Source organism: Jiangella ureilytica (assembly GCF_004348545.1).
In the GTDB taxonomy this organism is placed as follows: Bacteria; Actinomycetota; Actinomycetes; order Jiangellales; family Jiangellaceae; genus Jiangella; species Jiangella ureilytica.
On the sequence record NZ_SMKL01000036.1, the window covers coordinates 24985 to 39571 of the forward strand.

Annotated in this window: 15 protein-coding genes; 5 read left to right on the forward strand and 10 right to left on the reverse strand. The window is 72.4% G+C overall.

The window, feature by feature from the left end; translation table 11 throughout:
- Positions 1-48: 48 nt before the first annotated feature.
- Positions 49-912, reverse strand: a complete 864-nt coding sequence (gene mca, locus E1212_RS16665; RefSeq protein ID WP_131984480.1) for a mycothiol conjugate amidase Mca — start codon at positions 910-912, stop codon at positions 49-51.
- A gap of 175 nt (positions 913-1087) precedes the next feature.
- Between mca and E1212_RS16670 the strand changes: the two genes are divergently transcribed.
- Together E1212_RS16670 and greA are read left to right on the forward strand one after the other, a co-directional pair.
- Positions 1088-1498 carry a DUF4307 domain-containing protein gene (locus tag E1212_RS16670; RefSeq protein ID WP_131984428.1) on the forward strand — a complete coding sequence of 137 codons (411 nt, stop codon included), beginning with the start codon at positions 1088-1090 and terminating at the stop codon, positions 1496-1498.
- A 170-nt stretch (positions 1499-1668) separates the two neighbouring features.
- On the forward strand, positions 1669-2172 hold the full coding sequence (gene greA, locus E1212_RS16675; RefSeq protein ID WP_131984430.1) for a transcription elongation factor GreA: 504 nt from the start codon (positions 1669-1671) through the stop codon (positions 2170-2172).
- 402 nt (positions 2173-2574) lie between these two features.
- On the opposite strand, the gene E1212_RS16680 is transcribed toward greA, so the two are convergent.
- From E1212_RS16680 to ilvA, 5 genes are all read right to left on the reverse strand, one after another.
- A complete protein-coding gene (locus E1212_RS16680) occupies positions 2575-3411 on the reverse strand; it encodes an ABC transporter permease (RefSeq protein WP_238992371.1) in 837 nt (278 codons plus the stop codon).
- Positions 3408-4397 (reverse strand): ATP-binding cassette domain-containing protein, encoded by a 990-nt coding sequence (locus E1212_RS16685; RefSeq protein WP_238992372.1) that lies wholly within the window; start codon positions 4395-4397, stop codon positions 3408-3410. Before E1212_RS16685 ends, E1212_RS16680 begins: the two co-directional genes overlap by 4 nt.
- 142 nt (positions 4398-4539) lie before the next feature.
- Positions 4540-4938, reverse strand: a complete 399-nt coding sequence (locus E1212_RS16690) for a DUF2089 domain-containing protein (RefSeq protein WP_131984434.1) — start codon at positions 4936-4938, stop codon at positions 4540-4542.
- Positions 4935-5849, reverse strand: a complete 915-nt coding sequence (locus tag E1212_RS16695; RefSeq protein ID WP_131984436.1) for a hypothetical protein — start codon at positions 5847-5849, stop codon at positions 4935-4937. Before E1212_RS16695 ends, E1212_RS16690 begins: the two co-directional genes overlap by 4 nt.
- 58 nt (positions 5850-5907) lie before the next feature.
- Positions 5908-7122: a threonine ammonia-lyase gene (ilvA, locus tag E1212_RS16700; RefSeq protein ID WP_131984438.1), complete on the reverse strand. Its 1215-nt coding sequence runs from the start codon at positions 7120-7122 to the stop codon at positions 5908-5910.
- Positions 7123-7219: 97 nt separating this feature from the next.
- On the opposite strand from ilvA, the gene E1212_RS16705 reads away from it, so the two are divergent.
- On the forward strand, positions 7220-8206 hold the full coding sequence (locus E1212_RS16705; RefSeq protein ID WP_131984440.1) for an LLM class flavin-dependent oxidoreductase: 987 nt from the start codon (positions 7220-7222) through the stop codon (positions 8204-8206).
- A gap of 60 nt (positions 8207-8266) precedes the next feature.
- Here E1212_RS16705 and E1212_RS16710 read toward each other — a convergent pair whose 3' ends face one another.
- The 4 genes from E1212_RS16710 to yczE form a co-directional block, all read right to left on the reverse strand.
- Positions 8267-9175 (reverse strand): DUF4328 domain-containing protein, encoded by a 909-nt coding sequence (locus tag E1212_RS16710; RefSeq protein WP_131984442.1) that lies wholly within the window; start codon positions 9173-9175, stop codon positions 8267-8269.
- Between the two features lie 15 nt (positions 9176-9190).
- Positions 9191-10450: a DUF4328 domain-containing protein gene (locus tag E1212_RS16715; RefSeq protein ID WP_131984444.1), complete on the reverse strand. Its 1260-nt coding sequence runs from the start codon at positions 10448-10450 to the stop codon at positions 9191-9193.
- A gap of 63 nt (positions 10451-10513) precedes the next feature.
- Positions 10514-11650: a cystathionine gamma-synthase gene (locus E1212_RS16720; RefSeq protein ID WP_131984446.1), complete on the reverse strand. Its 1137-nt coding sequence runs from the start codon at positions 11648-11650 to the stop codon at positions 10514-10516.
- Positions 11651-11661: 11 nt separating this feature from the next.
- Positions 11662-12270 (reverse strand): membrane protein YczE, encoded by a 609-nt coding sequence (gene yczE / locus E1212_RS16725; protein WP_203416928.1) that lies wholly within the window; start codon positions 12268-12270, stop codon positions 11662-11664.
- A 65-nt stretch (positions 12271-12335) separates the two neighbouring features.
- On the opposite strand from yczE, the gene yczR reads away from it, so the two are divergent.
- Together yczR and msrA are read left to right on the forward strand one after the other, a co-directional pair.
- A complete protein-coding gene (gene yczR / locus E1212_RS16730) occupies positions 12336-13766 on the forward strand; it encodes a MocR-like transcription factor YczR (RefSeq protein ID WP_131984450.1) in 1431 nt (476 codons plus the stop codon).
- Positions 13767-13824: 58 nt separating this feature from the next.
- Positions 13825-14493: a peptide-methionine (S)-S-oxide reductase MsrA gene (gene msrA / locus E1212_RS16735; RefSeq protein WP_131984452.1), complete on the forward strand. Its 669-nt coding sequence runs from the start codon at positions 13825-13827 to the stop codon at positions 14491-14493.
- Positions 14494-14587: the final 94 nt, after the last annotated feature.

The window sequence follows — 14587 nt, forward strand, 5'->3', positions numbered from 1 at the left end:
GTGTCATCCCCCGGACCTCCATTGTGGCACCGCTGGCGGCGATGGTGCTCACCGCAGTCCCGCGAAGAGGTCGTCCTCGGGCGTCTGCGTGGGCACGTGCGACGTCACCAGCTCGTAGTCCTCCGTGGGCCAGGCCTGCTGGTGCACCTCGAGCGGGACGGCGAACCAGGAGCCGTCGGGGTCGATCTGGGTGGCGTGCGCCAGCAGCGCGCGGTCGCGGACCGGGAAGTACTCGGCGCACTCGACCCGGGTGGTGACGCGGTCGTCCCAGCTCTTGTCGCCGTCCCACTCGGCCAGCCACTCGGTGTAGGGCGAGGTCAGGCCGCGCTGCTCCATGGCCTCGTGCAGGGCGAGCAGGCGCATGCGGCTGAAGGAGTGGTGGTAGTAGAGCTTCTGCGGCTGCCACGGCTCGCCGCTGCCGGCGTACTGGGCGGGGTCGCCGGCGGCGGCGAACGCCGCGACGGTGATCTTGTGGCACATGATGTGGTCGGGGTGCGGGTAGCCGCCGTTCTCGTCGTAGGTGGTGACGACATGCGGGCGGAACCGGCGCATGATCTCGACCAGCGGCTCGGCGGCCTTCTCGACCGGCATGAGGCCGAAGCAGCCCTCGGGCAGCGGCGGGAGCGGGTCGCCCTCGGGCAGCCCGGAGTCGACGAAGCCCAGCCATTCCTGCCGGATGCCCAGTATCTCGCGGGCGGCGTTCATCTCTTCCCGGCGGATCTCGGTGATGTTGGCGAGGACGTCGGGACGGTCCATCTTCGGGTTGAGGATGGACCCGCGCTCACCGCCGGTGCACGTGACGACGAGGACGTCGACGCCCTCGGCGACATAGCGGGCCGTCGACGCGGCCCCCTTGCTGGACTCGTCGTCGGGATGAGCGTGGACGTGCATCAGCCGCAGCTGCTCGGACACCGGAAACCCCATCGGTCGGAAACCTCTGTGTGCGCGCCGGCGGCCACCGGCCGGCCTCCGCTGCCCGAGACCGCACCACCCGCACGGGGCGGCTCATCGCGGCCGCCGCCGACGGGGATAATGGTGCCGCACGACACCGACAACAACGCGTCCAGCCCCTTGGGGACATTCCCGCATGGCCGAGAACGACACCGCACAGCGCGACCTGCTGGCCGAACGCTACGGCCGGCGGAGCCGGCGCGAATCGCGCGGCGTGCTCGTCGGCGTCGCGGCAGGCGTCGCGCTGGTGGCGGCCGTCGTGGTCTGGCTGATCGTGCGCTCCAGCGGCACCACGCTCGACGCCGAGCTGCTCGGCTGGGACGAGCCCCGCGACGGCGTGCTGACGGCGCGCGTCGAGATCCGCCGCGACGCCGGCATGGCCGTCACCTGCGACCTCGTGGCCGTCGACCTGCGCCGCATCATCGTGGGGCAGCTCGAGCTGCAGGTGCCGGCCGGCCCGGACGAGCACTTGGTGGTCCCGGCCGACATCCCCCTCGAGGGCGACGGCGTGGCGCCGGAACTGCGCGGCTGCGCACCGGCCGACTGAGCCCTTCGCGCCGCGAACCACGCAGCTGACCTGCGACAATCGTCGGCTTGCCACATTGCTTGTATCCTAGTTCTTTCCCCGTCAGCACTTGGACCGGGCGAATTGCCCGGCGGCGAAGCACACCCACGCGGCGTGCGGCGCGACCGATAGACACCCGAGGAGCAGTTGCCGTGACCGCTACCAGCGACAACGTTGCTTGGCTCACCCAGGAGGCGTACGACCGCCTCAAGCAGGAGCTCGAGCACCTGATGGGACCCGGCCGGCTCGAGATCGCGAAGCGGATCGAGGAGGCCCGTTCCGAGGGCGACCTCTCCGAGAACGGCGGCTACCACGCGGCGAAGGAGGAGCAGGGCAAGCAGGAGGCCCGCATCCACGCCCTTCAGCAGCTGCTCCAGCGCGCGCAGGTCGGCGAGCCGCCGGACGACGGCGTCGTCGAGCCCGGCATGATCGTCGAGATCAAGTTCGACGGCGACGACGACGTCGAGCGGTTCCTGCTCGGCTCGCGCGAGCTCGCCTCCCTCGACGACTCCGTCGACATCGACGTCTACTCCCTGAAGTCGCCGCTGGGCGCCGCCATCAGCGGCAAGAAGGTCGGCGAGAAGGCGTCCTACCAGGCGCCCAACGGCAGCACCATCACCGTCGAGGTCGTCAGCGCGAAGCCCTACGGCTCCTGACGCCGGCGCGCCACGCGCACACGCCGCCCGCCGGTCCCACGTGGACCCGGCGGGCGGCGTCGCTTCTGCCGGAGCGTCGGGCGGACCGGTCGAACCTCCGCCCGGCCCGCCCGCCGAGTCGATCGTGGAGTCCCGGCGCAGTTGCGGACGGATATGCCCGATCGACACCGCAGAAACTCCACGATCGACTTCGGCATGGCCGCGTGGCGATGCGGGGACGCCCACCAGCGCGGTGAGCGGGCTGCGGCCGGCGGAACGAGCCGGGCCCTCTGAGACCGACGGGATCAGGGCGACCACTGCGACACGTACGGCGATCAGCGGGACGCGGGGGCGCACGGAACGCGGCGCCGCCCGCCCGGTCCCGCGTGGACCCGGCGGGCGGCGTCGTTTCGGCCGCAGGCGCTACTTGCTGGACGCCTTCTTGTACTTGCGCACGGCCAGCGGCGCGAAGACCGCGATGATCAGCAGGCACCACAGCAGCGCGGCCGCCACCGGGTGCTGCATCGGCCAGGCCTCGGACTGGACCAGGCTCTGGTTGCCGAACAGCTCGCGGGCGCCGGACGCGATGGCGCTGACCGGGTTCCACTCGGCGATCGCCTGGACCACCGACGGCATGGACGACGGGTCGACGAACACGTTGGACATGAAGACCACCGGGAACAGCCAGATGAGCCCGGCCGACGCGGCGACCTGGGGGCTGCCGACCGACAGGCCGATGAGCGCGCCGACCCAGAGCATGGCGAACGCGAACAGCATGAGCAGCCCGACCGCCGCCAGGAACTGGCCGAACCCGTTGTGGAACGTCCAGCCCACGATGAAGCCGCAGACGATCATGATGACCAGCACGATGAGCTGGTTCACCAGGTCGGCGATGACCCGCCCCGCGATGACCGCGGACCGCGCCATGGGCAGCGAGCGGAACCGGTCGATCAGGCCCTTCTGCATGTCGTCGGCGAGCCCGACACTGGCCGGCGCACAGGCGAACGCCATGGTCTGCACGAAGATGCCGGCCATGAGGAAGTCGACGTAGTCGACGCCCGGCACGTTGATGGCGCCGCCGAACACGTACGCGAACAGCAGCACGAACATGATCGGCTGGATGAACATGTAGATCTGGTTGTCCGGGACCCGCCAGCCGGCCCGGATGTTGCGCCAGGTGATGGTCATGGCGTCGGCGAACGCCTGGTTGAGCCCGACGCGGCTGGGCGCGGCCGCGGTCGGCGCGACGTCGGTGGTCACGATGCCCTCCCCTGGGCCGTCTCGGCCTGCGTCTCGTCTTCGGCGTGGCGGCCGGTGAGCTTGACGAACACGTCGTCGAGCGTGGGCCGGCGCAATGCGATGTCGTCGATGCCGACCCCTGCTTCGTCGAGGTCGCGGATGACCTGGATGAGGCCCTTGGAGCCGGTGTGCGTCGGCACGGTGAGCTTGCGCGTGTGGTCGTCGCGCAGGCACTGCCCGCCGCTGCCGAGGTTGAGCACCTGCTCGGCCTTCCCGAGCGCCTCGGGGTCGTGCACGATGACCTCGATGCGCTCGCCGCCGATCTGGGCCTTGAGCTGGTCGGCCGTGCCCTGGGCGATGATGACGCCGTGGTCGATGACCACGATGTCGTCGGCCAGCGCGTCGGCCTCTTCGAGGTACTGCGTGGTCAGCAGGATGGTCGAGCCCTCGGCCACCCGCTCGCGGATGACGTCCCAGAGGTCGAGCCGGCTGCTGGGGTCGAGGCCGGTGGTGGGCTCGTCGAGGAACAGCACCTGCGGCCGCACGATGAGGCTGCCGGCGAGGTCGAGCCGGCGGCGCATGCCACCGGAGTAGGTCTTGAGCGTGCGGTCGGCGGCGTCGGTGAGGTTGAACTGCTCGAGCAGCTCGGCCGCCCGCTTCGACGCCTCTTTGCTGGACAGCTGGTAGAGCCGGCCGAACAGCCAGAGGTTCTCGCGCCCGGTGAGGTTCTCGTCGACCGCGGCGTACTGACCGGACAGGCCGATCTTCGACCGCACCGCCTGTGGTTCCCTGACGACGTCGTGACCGGCGACGACCGCCCGGCCCGCGTCGGGCGCGAGCAGGGTGGTGAGCATGCGTACCGTGGTGGTCTTGCCCGCGCCGTTGGGCCCGAGCAGACCGACCACGGTGCCCTCGGGCACGACGAGGTCGACGCCCCCGACGGCCTTCACGGCCTTCTCCCCGGAGCCGAAGGTCTTGACCAGACCCTCGGCGGTGATGGCGTTCACGGTGGTGTCCTCTCCTGTTGGGTGGAGGCATCGTGGCAGGCGCCCCTGACAGGGTCGGCGCGACGATGTCGCACGCACCGACCCACCAGCTGCCACTGCCGGTGACTTCTTATATAAGTCGAGCCTGATATTATCAAACGGCTCAGCTGAGCAGTGCGGTCGCCTCATCGAGGTCGAGCTCGCCGGCGGCCAGCCGGCGCAGGACCTCCTCGCGGTCGACGGTGCCGGCCTGCAGCGCGCCCGGGTCGGCCGGCGCCTCGAGCCCGAGCCGCTCGAGCAACTCGGCGAACCGCTGCCTCGCGGTCGGGTAACTCACGCCCAGCTCCCGCGCGAGCTCCCTCATGTTGCCCCTCGACACCAGGAACGTGCCAAGGATTTTCTGGTCCTGCGCGTTCAGCGAACAGTACGGGCAGGACGCGAACCGACCCGAGAGCTCCGTGCCGCAGGACTCGCACCCGAGCCGGGTGACGTGCAGCTTCACGCCGCACACCGGGCAGTCGGACGGTGCCTGGTGCAGGTGCTGACCGAAGTCGCCGATCACCGGTCACCGCCCGTGGGCAGCGTGACGGTGACGTCGCCCATGACGACCTCGGCGTCGATCTCCGCGGCACCGGTGCCGAGGACGATGTCGCGGTCGCGGTCGCGCCCGGTGCGCTCGGGCACCGAGCGGAACCGGCCGAGCTGGACATCGGAACGGATCCGGACGTCGGACCCCTCGAGCAGGGTGAGCTGCAGCGACCCTGACTCGCAGCGCATGCGCGAGTGGCCGGCCAACTGCCGGGTCTCGACCTGCGCGGACCCCGCCTGGACCAGCAGGTCGACCGGGCTCTCGAGGCCGCGCACCCGCAGCGAGCCGGCCGTGACCCGGACGTGGTCGAGCGCCGGCACGTGGTCGACCTGGAGCGAGCCGGCGATGACCTCAGCGCCCACGGACAGCTCCGGATTGACCCGCACATGCAGGTCGAGCAGCTGACCGGGGTTCTGCAGGCGGGTGGCGAAGTCGCGCCATCGCCCGCCCGCGAGCAGCACGAACGCGCCGTCGGAGGGCACCAGTTCGGACTCGCCGGTGACGTGCAGGACGGCCCCGTCGCGCCGCACGGTGTGCTGGCCGTTCACGGCCACCGTGGCCACGCTGGGGTCGCCGACGATGACCACCCGCCGCGAGGTGGCCCGCACCTGCACCCTGGTGATCTGCTGCGGCGTGACCGGGCCGGCCGCCCCACCGGCGGGACCGGCGGACCGGGCCCCGGCGGAACCGGCGGCTGACGCCGTCGGCCCCGGAGCAGCGGCCGTCGCGGAGACCGACGCGTCGACGGGATCGTCCGTCACGGCATCGGCGGGCGCACCGGCCTTCTCGTCCTCGATCCGGTCGAGCAGGACGGCCGCCCGGGTGGGGTCGAGCCGGCCGTCGGCCACCTGCTCGAGGATCTCGCGCACGCTGAGGGTGTTCATGCCTCCATGGTGGCGCCGGATCTATCAGAACGTCAAGTCGACTTCACGGATTGATAGTTCAATCTCCAGAAATGGAAACCGGATAGCCTGACTCGCGCAGTTTGGCCAGCACCCGGTCGCAGTGCTCCGGCCCGCGGGTCTCGAGCTGCAGCGCGATCTCGACCTCTTCGATGGACAGCGTGGACCCGGTGCGCTCGTGGACGACGTCGAGCACGTTGGCGTCGACGGCGGCGAGCTCGGACAGCAGCCGGGCCAGGCCGCCGGGCGCGTCGGGCACCCGGACCCGCAGCGACAGGTACCGCCCGGCGGCCGCCATGCCGTGCCGGATGACCCGCAACAGCAGGAGCGGGTCGATGTTGCCGCCGGACAGGACGGCGACGACCGGCGGCTCGTAGGCGGCGGGGTCGTCGAGCAGGGCGGCGACGGCGGCGCCTCCGGCCGGCTCGACGACCAGCTTGGCCCGCTCGAGCAGCAGGACGAGCGCCCGCGACAGCGACTCCTCGGAGACGGTGACGACGGCGTCGACGTACAGGCGGATCATGTCGAACGGGACGTCGCCGGGGCAGCCGACCGCGATGCCGTCGGCCATGGTCGACATCCGCTCGAGCGCGACCGGCCGACCCTCGGCCAGCGACGTCGGGTAGGCCGCCGCACCCTCGGCCTGGACACCGACCACGCGCACGCCCGGCTTGAGGTGGTGCACGGCGAGCGAGATGCCCGCCGTCAGCCCGCCGCCGCCGGTGCCGACCACGATGGTGCGCACGTCGGGGCACTGCTCGAGGATCTCCATGCCGACGGTGGCCTGGCCGGCCACGATGTCGGGGTGGTCGAACGGGTGGATGAGCACGGCGCCGGTCTCGGCCGCGAACGCGCGCGCCTCGAGCAGGGCGTCGTCGATGCTGGTGCCGGCGAAGCGCACGTCGGCGCCGTAGGCCCGGGTGGCCTTCTCCTTGACGATGGCCGCGCCCTCGGGCATGAACACCGTCGCCTTGGTGTGCAGCATGCTGGCCGCGAGCGCGACGCCCTGGGCGTGGTTGCCGGCGCTGGCGGCCACGACGCCGCGGGCGCGCTCCTGCTCGGACAGCCGCGCGATGCGCACGTACGCGCCGCGGATCTTGAACGATCCGGCGCGCTGGAGGTTCTCGCACTTCAGGTGGACCCGCCCGCCGACCCGTCCGGCCAGCCAGCGCGAGTCCTCGAGCGGAGTGGGCCGCACGACGTCGCGCAGCAGCTCGCGCGCGGCTTCCACGTCTGCCATCGAGACAGTACTCATGGGGTCGATCCTGTCACCTGCGTGCCTATGATCGCCCCAGCCCCATGCCCGGCGCGACCATCTAGGCGCGCGTAGATATTGGATATAGAGTGATCCCGTGAAACTAGCCTGGTTGTGCAGCCATGAGTCCTACCAGCCCGAGGTCCTGCTGGAGCACGCCGTCCTCGCCGAACAGGTGGGATTCGACGTGGTCACGGGGGCCGATCACTTCCACCCCTGGGTCGACGACGTCTCGGCCGCCAGCTACGTCTGGACCTGGTTCGGCGCGGTCGCACAGGCCACGTCCCGGGTCGAGCTGGCCACCAGTGTCACGGCCCCGCTCTTCCGCTACCATCCCGCGCTGATCGCGCAGGCCGCCGCCACCGTAGACCGGCTCTCGAACGGCCGGTTCATCCTGGGCGTCGGCACCGGCGAGGCGATCAACGAGGCGCCGCTGGGGTACGCGTTCCCCGGCTACGGTGAACGCATCGCGCGCATGCGCGAGGCGCTGACCATCATGCACGGCCTGCTCGACGGCGAGAAGCTCGATTTCGACGGCGAGTTCTACCAGGCCCGCACGGCGAAGCTGTACAGCCCGCCGACGGGACGGGTGCCGGTCTGGATGGCCGCCGGCGGCCCGAAGTCGGCGACGTTCGCCGGCGAGACCTGCGAGGGCCTGATCACCAGCGTCAAGGACCCCGCCGAGACCGTCGCGAAGATCATCACCCCGTACCGCGACGCGGCCACGGCCCGAGGCGCTGACACCACGGTCATGGCGACCCGCTGGGTCGTGCTGGCGGCGAACGACGACGAGGCGTGGGAAGCGCTGGTCTCCATGCGCGGCCTGCGCGCGCCCGGCCGGCTCGAGGTGGCCGACCCCGCGGTGCTGCGCGAGCGCGCCGACGCCATGGACCGCCAGGAGATCCTGAGCAAGTACACGATCGTCCGCGACCTCGACCAGCTCGCCGAGGCGTACCTGCCGCTGGTGACCGACGTCGGCGCCGACTACGTGGCCATCCAGGTGGCCAGCGCCGATCCGGCCGACACCATCCGGCGCATCGGCGCCGAGGTGCTGCCGGCGCTGCGCAAGGCCGCCGACTCCTGACCCTTCCCTGCGGCCGGCGACGGCCGGCGACCCACCGGGGGGCCGCCGGCCGTCGGCGTGTCACGGGGTCGACGATGGCGGCACCGGCGGCGGGGCGGGCGGCGTCCGGGGTGCGCCCGGGTTCCCCGGTGCCGTGTCGGGGCGCGGCGCGAACGGGGACGGACCGGCGGGCGGGGTCACCGGGTTCACCGGCGGCGTCGGGTACGGCGCCGGCCCGGCGTGCGGCTGCCAGGCCGGCGACGGCTGCCGGCCGTACGGCGGCGGCCAGGCGGCCTGGGCCGGCCGGCCGAGCAGCGCCAGCCGCTCGGACAGCATCGTCTCCTGCTTACGGGTGAGCTCGCGGACCATCAGGATCGCCAGCCCTGCCGCGGCGATGCCCAGCACCCCGCCCACGAGGCTGGTGGTGTCCATCGAGCGAAAGTCCTCGAGCGTGTTGGTCTCCTGCCTGCCGGCGGCCCGCGACACCGTGGTGGTGATGGCCCACGTGATACCCCACGCGATGACGATGCCCGCGCCGTTCTGCCGTGGATCGGAGAACTTGCTGGCCACCCAGAGCTGCCGGACCGGAAGGACGAAGTTGGCGATCGGGATGAACCAGCCGCCGATCGCCCAGCCCGGCCCCCACGAGGTCGAGCCGAGGACCCGCGCGTTCCTGGCGTGCCGGTACTGCCAGACGATGAACACCGGCGCGATGGCCAGCACGATCAGGATCCACAGCCAGCCGCTGATCACGACGAGGTCGTCCGCGGCGTCGAGCCGCTCGACATCGGCACTGCCGGCGATGAAGTCGCCGACGACCCGGATGCGAACCCCCGATGCGACGACGGTGACGAGGCCGATCAGGGCGGCGACGCCGAGCAGCACCGTCAGTGCGGTCCGCAGGCCGCTCAGGCTGGTCGACTCGGGCGCGGGCGGTGCCGCCCAGGCGACGCCGCCTTGCCCGTGGTCGGGCTGGTCGTAGAAGCTCATGTGTCCCCCGGGTCGTCAGGGCGCTGACGACGGCGGCACCGGCGGCGGGGGTGCGGGCGGGGCCTGCGGTCCGTCGGCGTTCGACGAGGGCTGGTCGGCCGGCGCGGCATCGTCCGCGGGCGGCTGGCTGAACGACGACCCGCCGGAGGCGGGCGCGAACGGCGACGGCGGCGGGTTCTGGCCCTGCGGCACGGGCTGCTCGTTCGGCGGGCCGGACGGCGGCGGGCCGTACGCGGGCAGGCCGTACGACGGCTCGATGTACGACGGCTGGCTGTACGACGGCCGGCTGTACCCGCCGCCGGCCGGCGGCTGCGCGTAGGGCGAGTCGCTGTGGGGCTGCTGACCGGCGGGCGGCTGCGCGTAGGGCGAGTCGCCGTAGGGCTGCTGACCGGCGGGCTCCTGACCGTACTGCGGCTGGCCGTAGGCCTGCTGCCCGTACTGGGGCTGTCCCCACTGGGGTCCCTGCTGCGGCTGCCCGTACTGCGGCTGGCCGTACGGAACTCCGGGCGGAGCCGGCCAGGAGCCGTACGCAGGCTGCCCGCCGATCATCGACGCCCGAGTCGCGAGCGCCGCTTCCTGCCGCGAGGTGAGCAGGTGCACCATGGCGACGGCCAGGGCAGCCGCCACGATGAGGCCGAGGTGCGCGATCAGCGAGAAGGCGTCGGACGCCTGCAGCAGCTCGGCGAAGTCGGGGTCGCCGGCGATCGGCCGGGCGGCGTTGGCGATGCCCCTGAGCAGGGCGGCGAGCCCGAAGCAGATGGCCCACGCGATCACGATGCCCGGACCCCGCCCGCCGGTGCCGGCCCGCTGCCCCTCGAGGTCGGAGGCCCGGCCGGTGACGTAGAGGTTGCGCGCAGGGATGACCCAGTTGGCCAACGGAATGAACCAGCCGCCGATGGCCCAGCCGGGCCCCGCGACGCCGTCCTGGGCCGCGCCGAGGAGGCGGGCGTTCTTCGCGTGCCGGTACTGCCATACGATGAACACCACGACGATCGCGACGAACAGCAGGCCCCAGATGACCTCGCTCCCGTTCACGAAGTCGTCGGCGCTCTGAGCCTCGGACTGATCGAGCAGCCCGGTATCGAGGTAGTCGACCATGAGGGCGACCCGGCCGGCGAACGCGACGACGGACAGCAGGCCGGCCAGCGCGACGAGCACGAGCAACACCGTCAGCGCGATGCGCAGGCCACGCAGCCCGGACGGCTCACCGGCCGGCGGCTGGGGCGCCCACTGGGCGGTGTCCCATTGCCGGTCCGGGTGGTCGTAGTAGCTCATGCATTCCCCCGATCCAAACGGCGACGGCTCAACCTACTCGGCGCCGGGCCACCGGGGAAAGTCTCAGCCCAGGGCCTGGCTGAGGTCGGCGAGGATGTCGTCGACGGTCTCGATGCCGACCGAGAGCCGGACGAGGTCGCCCGGGACCTCGAGCTGACTGCCCGCGGCGCTGGCGTGCGTCATGCGTCCCGGGTGCTCGATCAGCGACTCGATGCCGCCGAGCGACTCGCCGAGCGTGAACAGCTTCGCCCGGTCGCAGACGTCGACCGCCGCCTGCTCGCCGTCGGCCAGGCGGAACGAGACCACGCCGCCGAAGCGGCTCATCTGCTTGACGGCGACGTCGTGGCCGGGGTGTCCGGGCAGGCCCGGGTAGAGGACCTGCGAGACCCGCGGATGCCGTTCGAGCAGCTGGACGACGCGCTCGGCGTTGTCGCAGTGCCGGTCCATGCGGACGGCGAGCGTCTTCAGCCCGCGCAGCACCAACCAGGCGTCGAACGGGCCGGCGACGGCACCCATGGCGTTGTGGTGGTAGGCGAGCTCCTCGCCGAGCGCGGCGTCGGACACGACCAGCACGCCGCCGATGACGTCGGAATGGCCGCCGCAGTACTTCGTGGTCGAGTGGACGACGACGTCGGCGCCGAGCGCGAGCGGCTGCTGCAGGTACGGCGTCGCGAACGTGTTGTCGACGACGAGCAGCGCGCCGGCGTCGTGGGCCACGGCGGCCAGGCCGGCGATGTCGGCGACGCTGAGCAGCGGGTTGGTCGGCGTCTCGATCCAGATGACCTTGGTCTCCGGACGGACCGCCGCGCGCACGGCGGCGGTGTCGGTGACCGGCGCCGCCGACCAGCTGATGCCCCACGGCTCGGCGATCTTGCTGACCAGCCGGAAGGTGCCGCCGTAGGCGTCGTCGGAGACGACGATGTGGTCGCCCGGCTTCAGGACCGCGCGCAGCAGGGTGTCCTCGGCGGCCATGCCGCTGGCGAACGCGAGCCCCCGGACGCCGCCCTCGAGCGCGGCGATGCACTCCTCGAGCGCGGTGCGGGTGGGGTTGGCGGTGCGGCTGTACTCGTACCCCTCGCGCAGCCCGCCGACGCCGTCCTGGGCGTACGTGCTGGTGGCGTAGATGGGCGTGATGACCGCCCCGGTGCGAGGGTCGGGGTCCTGGCCCGCATGAATGGCTCGCGTCTCGAATCCGTGCACGACATGCGACTCTACGACGCCGAGGTCACGGGAGCGACGCGAATCGGCTCACGGACCTGCAACTTCGGCAGCAGGGCGTGCACCAGCGGGCCGATCGCGAGGGCATAGGCCACGGTCCCGACGCCGACGGTTCCGCCGAGCAGCCAGCCGCTGGCCAGCACCGTCACCTCGATCGAGGTCCGGACCACTCGCACCGACCGGCCGGTGCGCCGGACCAGGCCGGTCATCAGGCCGTCGCGCGGGCCCGGGCCGAGCCGCGCGCCGATGTAGGCCGCCGTGGCGACGGCGTTGAGCACCACGCCCGCGACCATGAAGGCGATCCGTGCGGCCATGGGGTCCGGCGCGGGCAGCAGCCAGATGGAGGCGTCGGCGACCAGCCCGATGACGATGGCGTTCGCGACGGTCCCGATGCCCGGCTTCTGCCGCAGCGGGATCCACAACAGCAGGACCAGCGCGCCCACCGCGATGACCACGGTGCCGATGGTGAGCCCCGTCCGCTCGGCGATGCCCTGGTGAAGGACGTCCCACGGGTCGAGGCCCAGGCCGGCCTCGACGAGCAGCGCCATGCTGAAGCCGTAGAGCAGCAGGCCGGCGAAGAGCTGGATCAGGCGTCGTGTCATCACACGCCCCATCCTCAGGCACCGGTGGCCTGTGAATCCATAGCCACTTGTGCCACAGTGGCCTGATGCGCACTGTGAGTGGTCCGCAACTGGCGACGCTTCTCGGCGATTGGTCCGAGACCGGCGGCCCGGCCTACGCGAGGATCGCGGCGGCCGTCCGGCTGCTGGTCCTCGACGGCCGGCTGCCGCTGGAGACCCGGCTGCCCGGCGAGCGCGAGCTGGCGACGGCCCTGGGCGTCAGCCGGACGACCGTCACGGCCGCCTACGACGAGCTGCGGACCGGCGGGTACGCCGTCAGCCGGCAGGGGTCGGGCACGCGAACCGCGCTGCCGCCGTCGCGCACCGGACCGACCTGGACGCCGTGGGCGGCGGACGGGTCGGACCTGCTCGATCTCGCGCACGCCGCCCCGGAGGCACCGGCCGAGGTGCGCCGCGCCTTCGACGCGGCGCTCGACCAGCTGCCGCGGCATCTTCCCGGCTCCGGCTACCACGTGTTCGGGCTGCCGGAGCTGCGCGCGGCGGTCGCCGACCGGCTGACGGCACGCGGCCTGCCCACCGTGCCGGAGCAGGTGCTCGTCACCAACGGTGCGCAGCATGCGTTCTCGCTGGTCCTGCAACTGGTCACCGGCCCGGGCGACCGCGTGCTGGTCGAGCAGCCGACGTACCCGAACGCGCTGGACGCCATCGGCCGCCACGGCGCTCGCGCGGTCCCCGTCCCGCTGGCCGACGACGGCTGGGACCTCGACGCCGTCGCCGCCGCCGTACGGCAGACCGCGCCCCGGCTGGCCTACCTGATGCCCGACTTCCACAACCCGACCGGGCTGCTCGCGTCCGACGGCGAACGACGCGCGCTGGCGGCCGCGCTGACCCGCGGCCACACGCTCACCGTCGTCGACGAGACGCTGGCCGAGCTGTCGCTCGACGGGCCGGTGCCGCCTCCGCTGGCGACCTACCTGCCCGGCGACCTGACGGTGACCATCGGCAGCGCCAGCAAGACCCTCTGGGGCGGGCTGCGCATCGGCTGGGCGCGGGCCGGCACCGCGCTCATCCGCCGGCTCGCGGCCGTCCGCGCGGGTGTCGACATGGGATCGGCGGTGGTCGAGCAGCTGGCGATGGTGGAGCTGATGGGTGGCCTCGACGCCCTGTTGCCGGCCCGGCGTGCGGAGCTGCGGGTCCGGCGCGACGCACTGCTCGCGGCGCTGGCCTCGCGACTGCCGGCCTGGCGGGCCCGGGTGCCGGCCGGCGGGCTGGTGCTCTGGTGCGACCTCGGCCGTCCGGTGTCGAGCCGGCTGGTCGTGGCGGCCGAGCGGCACGGCATCCGGCTCGCGGCCGGTCCGCGCTTCGGTGTCGACGGCGCGTTCGAGCAGCGGCTCCGGCTGCCGTACGCCCACCCCGCGGACGTGCTCGCCGCCGCCGTCGACTCCCTCGAGCAGGCGTTCCGGACCGTGGCCGCGGGCGGCAGGCCCGCAGCCGACACCGTCGACGCCGTCGCCTGACGGTCCCCGGGAACGCCCAGGGCCCCTGCGCTGTTCAGGTGTATGGAGGTGCATGTGAATGTCGCTGTTCGATCGCTTGGTGAAGACGAGGAAGGTCGGCCCGGACGAGGCGCTGCCGGGGCGTGACACCCGTCCCTTCGCGCTGACCGGGACGCACACCGTCCTGGGCACCCCCATCGAGGCCGAGCCGCCCACGGGCTTCCAGGAGGCCGTGTTCGGCATGGGCTGCTTCTGGGGGGCGGAGCGGATCTTCTGGCGGCTGCCCGGGGTCTGGACGACCGCGGTCGGCTATGCCGGCGGCTACACGCCGAACCCGACGTACGAGGAGGTGTGCACCGGCCGCACCGGGCACGCCGAGGTGGTCCGGGTGGTCTTCGACCCGGCCGTCATCGGCTACGAGTCGCTGCTGAAGGCGTTCTGGGAGGAGCACGACCCCACCCAGGGCATGCGCCAGGGCAACGACATCGGCTCGCAGTACCGCTCGACGGTCTACACGACGTCGCCGGAGCAGCTCGAGACGGCGCTCGCCGCGCGGGCCGCGTACGACTCGAAGCTGCGGGGCGCCGGCCACGGCGAGATCACGACCGAGGTCGAGCCGCTCGGCGAGCTCTACTACGCCGAGGACTACCACCAGCAGTACCTGAGCGACGCGAAGAACCCGAACGGCTACTGCGGCCTGGCCGGCACGGGCGTGTCCTGCCCCGTCGGCACGGGCACGTCGCTCTGACGCCTCACCGCATCGGGCCCCGCGACCACCCCCGGTCGCGGGGCCGTTCCGTTGCCGCCCGGAGGCCGTGCGTGCCGCCCCCTCCACGTCGATC